The organism is Nonomuraea sp. K271 (genome assembly GCF_009908215.1).
In the GTDB taxonomy this organism is placed as follows: domain Bacteria; phylum Actinomycetota; class Actinomycetes; order Streptosporangiales; family Streptosporangiaceae; genus Nonomuraea; species Nonomuraea longispora.
The window spans coordinates 1-4106 of record NZ_JAAAHR010000317.1; the positions used below are offsets into that span (position 1 = coordinate 1).

The 4106-nt window shown below is 70.6% G+C and carries 7 protein-coding genes; 6 read left to right on the forward strand and 1 reads right to left on the reverse strand.

What is annotated here, in order from left to right; genetic code table 11:
- The 6 genes from GUY59_RS46265 to GUY59_RS51165 form a co-directional block, all read left to right on the forward strand.
- Positions 1-702 (forward strand): urease accessory protein UreD (locus GUY59_RS46265; RefSeq protein WP_161715108.1); only part of this gene is annotated, 702 nt, incomplete at its 5' end.
- A 411-nt stretch (positions 703-1113) separates the two neighbouring features.
- Positions 1114-2055, forward strand: coding sequence for a tyrosine-type recombinase/integrase (locus GUY59_RS46270; protein ID WP_138208700.1), 942 nt, complete (start codon positions 1114-1116; stop codon positions 2053-2055).
- 58 nt (positions 2056-2113) lie between these two features.
- A complete protein-coding gene (locus GUY59_RS46275) occupies positions 2114-2893 on the forward strand; it encodes a cytochrome P450 (protein WP_138208701.1) in 780 nt (259 codons plus the stop codon).
- Positions 2894-2996: 103 nt separating this feature from the next.
- On the forward strand, positions 2997-3209 hold the full coding sequence (locus tag GUY59_RS51160; protein WP_330849311.1) for a hypothetical protein: 213 nt from the start codon (positions 2997-2999) through the stop codon (positions 3207-3209).
- Positions 3210-3233: 24 nt separating this feature from the next.
- Positions 3234-3461, forward strand: coding sequence for a hypothetical protein (locus tag GUY59_RS51610; RefSeq protein ID WP_442939102.1), 228 nt, complete (start codon positions 3234-3236; stop codon positions 3459-3461).
- The gene (locus GUY59_RS51165) at positions 3371-3955 is read left to right on the forward strand and encodes an NADP-dependent oxidoreductase (protein WP_330849312.1); all 585 of its coding nucleotides are present in this window, start codon (positions 3371-3373) and stop codon (positions 3953-3955) included. The genes GUY59_RS51610 and GUY59_RS51165 overlap by 91 nt, the downstream gene beginning before the upstream one ends.
- 19 nt (positions 3956-3974) lie before the next feature.
- Here the strand turns inward: GUY59_RS51165 and GUY59_RS50415 are convergent.
- Positions 3975-4106 (reverse strand): nitroreductase/quinone reductase family protein (locus tag GUY59_RS50415; protein ID WP_138208702.1); only part of this gene is annotated, 132 nt, incomplete at its 5' end.

Consider the following 4106-nt stretch of genomic DNA (forward strand, 5'->3'; position numbering starts at 1 on the left):
ATCCTGCCCGTGCTCGCCGGTGACGGCCCCTTCGACCTGCGCCGCACCCGCCCGCGCGGCAACCAGGCGCGCGTGTGCATCCTCGGCGTCATGAGCGCCCCGCTCGGCGGCGACCGGCTGCGCATCGAGGCCACCGCCGGACCAGGCGCCCACCTGCACATCACCACGGCCGCCGCCACCATCGCGCTGCGCGGCCCCACCACCGCCCACGCCACCTACGACGTGCACCTGACCGTCGCCGAACACGCCAGCCTGCACTGGCTTCCCCAGCCGCTCATCTCCGCCGCCCGCAGCAACCTGCGCCAAAGCTGCACCATCGACCTGGCCCCGACTGCCTGGCTCCTGCTGCGCGAAGAAGTCGTGCTCGGCCGCTCCGGCGAACCACCCGGCCGGCTGTCTGCCCGCCTGTCCGTCCACCGCGACGGCCGCCCCTTGCTGGACCAGCAGACCAGGTACGGGCCCGAAGCGCCCGGCTGGGACGGCCCTGCCATCATGGCCGGCCACCGCGCCCTCGGCCAGGTCCTCATCGTCGACCCCGCCCTGGACCACAACCCGCCCCGCGTCCGGCTGCTCGGCGACGACCCGGCGACCGGCCAGGCCGTGCTGACCCCGCTGGCCGGCCCTGCCCTCCTGATCACGGCTCTGGCTCCGGACACCCTGCACCTGCGCCGCCTCCTGGACGCGGCGAACTCCCTTACCTGAACATCTGCGGCACCGCAGAGCGGTGACCGCGGCGGCGCACTTGGCTGGAGCAGAACACCCTCGCCACACGGGTCCGCCGTGACGGCGGCACGCCGGGAGATGTCGTCGAAGACGTTCTCTGGCAGTCCGATCGTCTCGGGGCCCCGGCCCCTGCGGCGTGAGTGCCCGACGGCATGCATCCGGTGGTTACCGCCCCCGGACCAGGCGCCTGCCCTCGCGACTACGGATCTGGAGTAGCTCCGCGCTTCCCGCGATGAGCTCGCGCTCAACTACATGTACGTGATAACAGCCTATTATCACGTACATGAGCGATCACGGCGGCGCGGCGACCAGGACGGCCCTCCGCCGGGGCGGTGCGCGACTCCGGCACGTTATCCGGTACATCGCCGAAGGCGTCGCCTGGTGGGCGGCATGAGCGCCGCACCGAAGATCACCGCCCTGCGCGGTGGAGGCGTCACCCTCGCCGCGGCCGCCGACGCCTTCCTCGCCACGGCGCGCACGGCCAACCCCAACACCCATCGCGCCTACGCCTCCGCGATCGACCGCGTCACCGCCCTGCTCGGCCGCGACCGGCCACTCGCCGAGATCGCCGACGCCGAGATCGGCGCCGCGCTCGCCGAGCTGTGGGGTGCGAGCGCGCCGGCGACCTGGAACCGCAACCGCGCCGCCGTCACATCCTGGCTGTCCTGGTGCCAGACCAAGAAGCACTGGGCCGCCCCGTCGGTCCCGGCTGAGGCCGAACGCCGCAAGGAAACCGCCGACGAGACCCGCGCGGTCGCCAAGACCACCATCCATCGACTGCTCTCACACCGCGACATCCCCCTGCGAGAACGGGCGCTCTGGAGAATGCTCTACGAAACGGCGGCCAGAGCGGCCGAGATCCTGGCACTGAACGTCGAGGACCTCGACCTGGAGCACCGCCGCGCCCCCGTCCGCTCCAAGGGCGGCGCGATTGAGTGGGTGTACTGGGATAGCGGCACCGCCCACCTGCTGCCCCGCCTGCTCCGGCTGCCCGACGGCAGCACGCGCACGCACGGGCCGGTGTTCCTGTCCGAACGCCGTCCCGTCCCAGCCCGCCGCCCGGCCGCCGGCGACATCTGCCCGCACACCGGCCGCGCCCGCCTGGGGTACGACCGCGCCCGCGTCCTGCTGGAGAAGTACGCAGGGCTCGATCTTCACCAGCTGCGCCACTCCGCCGCCACCCACCTCGGCGAGGCCGAAGTGCCGCTGCAGCTCATCATGGGCAAGACCCGGCACAAGAACCCGCGCACCGCCATGCGCTACGTCAAACCCGGTGCCGAAGCCATCGCCAAGGTCACCGAGGTGCTCGCACCCCGCCGCCGTACCCACTGATCAACCGGGTGGCGGCCGGCCGGAGCTATAGGAGTTCCGGGCCGTATTGGCACGCCAGATGGCGATAACCCCGCCCGCGCGTGCCTGCTACCGCCACTGGTCGATTGGTTGCTGCTCAAGGGCCGACTTCTTCCAAGGCCGCACCGCCGTGGCGGTGCGGCGGACCTCGTCGCCGCAGGACCGCCAAAGAGCCTTCGCCGAGCTCCGCGCCTACATCGATGATCTGATCACCCGCAAGGAGGCAGAACCCGGCGACGACCTGATCAGCCGGCAGATCGCCTGGCAACGCCAGAACGGCACCCTCGACCACGCGAGCCTGGTGAGCCTGGCCTTCCTCCTGCTGACCGCCGGACACGAGACCACCGCGAACATGATCTCCCTCGGCGTGATCGGGCTGCTCTCCCACCCGGAACAACTGGCCCTGATCACGGCCGATCCGAGCAGGACGCCCAAGGCCGTGGAGGAACTGCTGCGTTACTTCGCCATCACCGACACGGTCGCCGCCCGGGTGGCCACCGAGGAGGTGCAGATCGGTGGGGCGAGAATCACGGCCGGCGAGGGCGTCATCGTCTCCAGCCTGTCGGCCAACTGGGACCCCGCAGTGTTCGACAATCCGGCTGAACTTGATGTCGAGCGCGGGGCCCGTCACCACCTCGCCTTCGGCTTCGGCCCGCACCAATGCCTCGGCCAGCACCTGGCCCGGATGGAGCTGCAGATCGTCTTCGACACACTGTTCCGCCGCATCCCTGCCCTGCGGCTCGCCGTACCGGTCGAGGAAGTGTCGTTCAAACCGGACGCCGTCGTCTACGGCGTTGACCAGCTCCCGGTCACCTGGTGAAGCCACAATCGCATAGGATCGACCGGCTCAGGCTGGTCCAGTGCAGGTCACACGCGCCGCGGTCCGCTGCGCACTCATTCCCGCGTCACGAAGGGACCCTTCCGTGAGCGAAGACACGACGGCGGGCGGATGCGCGCGATCATTCAGGAGTCCGCGGGCGGACCCCGAGGGTCTGGCGCCGGCCGAGGTTGACCGCCCTGAGCCGATGGCGACGGAGGTGCTGGCACGGGTGCACGCGGCCGGCGTCAACCCCACGGACTGGAAGTCACGGACGGCCGGCAGGCTGCTGGGCGACCCGTTCGCCATCCTCGGCTGAGACGTGTCCGGGGTGGTCGAGGCCGTGGGCCTCGGGGTCACCCGCTTCCGGCCTGGTGACGAGGTCTTCGGCATGCCGCGCTTCCCCCACAAGGCGGGCGGCTACGCGGAGCACGTGACCGCCCCATCGCGGCACTTCACCAGCAAGCCGGCCTCGACCACGTGCACGCCGCCGCGTTGCCGCTCTCCGCGCTCACCGCGTGGCAGGTCCTGTACGACACCGCGAACGTGCGCTCGGGCCAGCGCGTGCTGATCCATGCCGCCGCCGGCGGGGTCGGCCATCTGGCCGTGGAATTCGCCACGCATCTCAGCCCGTACGTGATCGGTACCGCTCGTAGGTCCAAGCACGCCTTCGTACGCGAGCTGGGCGCCGACGAGGTGATCGACTACACCGAGGAGGACTTCGCCAAGACGGTCCGCGACGTTGACCTGGCCATCGATGGCATCGGCGGCGACTACGGGGCGCGTTCCCTGCGGACGTTGCGGGACGGCGGCACTCCTGCCCGGCTCAATTCGGAGCCTGGTGAGGACCTCCTTCGCCAGGCCGGGGAGCGCGGCATCTGGGTGGGCTTCGTCCTCGTAGAACCGGACAACGCCGCGATGGCGACGATCGCCGAGCTGGTCGAGGCGGGAAAGCTGGTCGTCGAGGTCAGCATCGTCCTGCCGTTCGAGCAGGCGGCCAAGGCACATGAGCTCGGCGAGATCAACCGCACCACAGGAAAGTTCGTGCTCGCTGTCGCCGGATGACCGGATCCGCTTGCCTTGGTCAGATGTGCTCTAGGACGACCACGGGGATCTGCCTGCGGCTCCTGGCCTCGTAGGTGTGGTAGACCGGCGCGAGCTCGGTCATCATGCGCCAGAGCCGCTCCCGTTCCGGCCCTTCGGCGGTACGCGCGCG

Excerpts from the sequence above, each read along its gene's own strand:
- GUY59_RS46270 (WP_138208700.1), top strand. The coding sequence starts at position 1,114 with ATGAGCGCCGCACCGAAGATCACCGCCCTGCGCGGTGGAGGCGTCACC.
- GUY59_RS46275 (WP_138208701.1), top strand. The coding sequence starts at position 2,114 with ATGGCGATAACCCCGCCCGCGCGTGCCTGCTACCGCCACTGGTCGATT.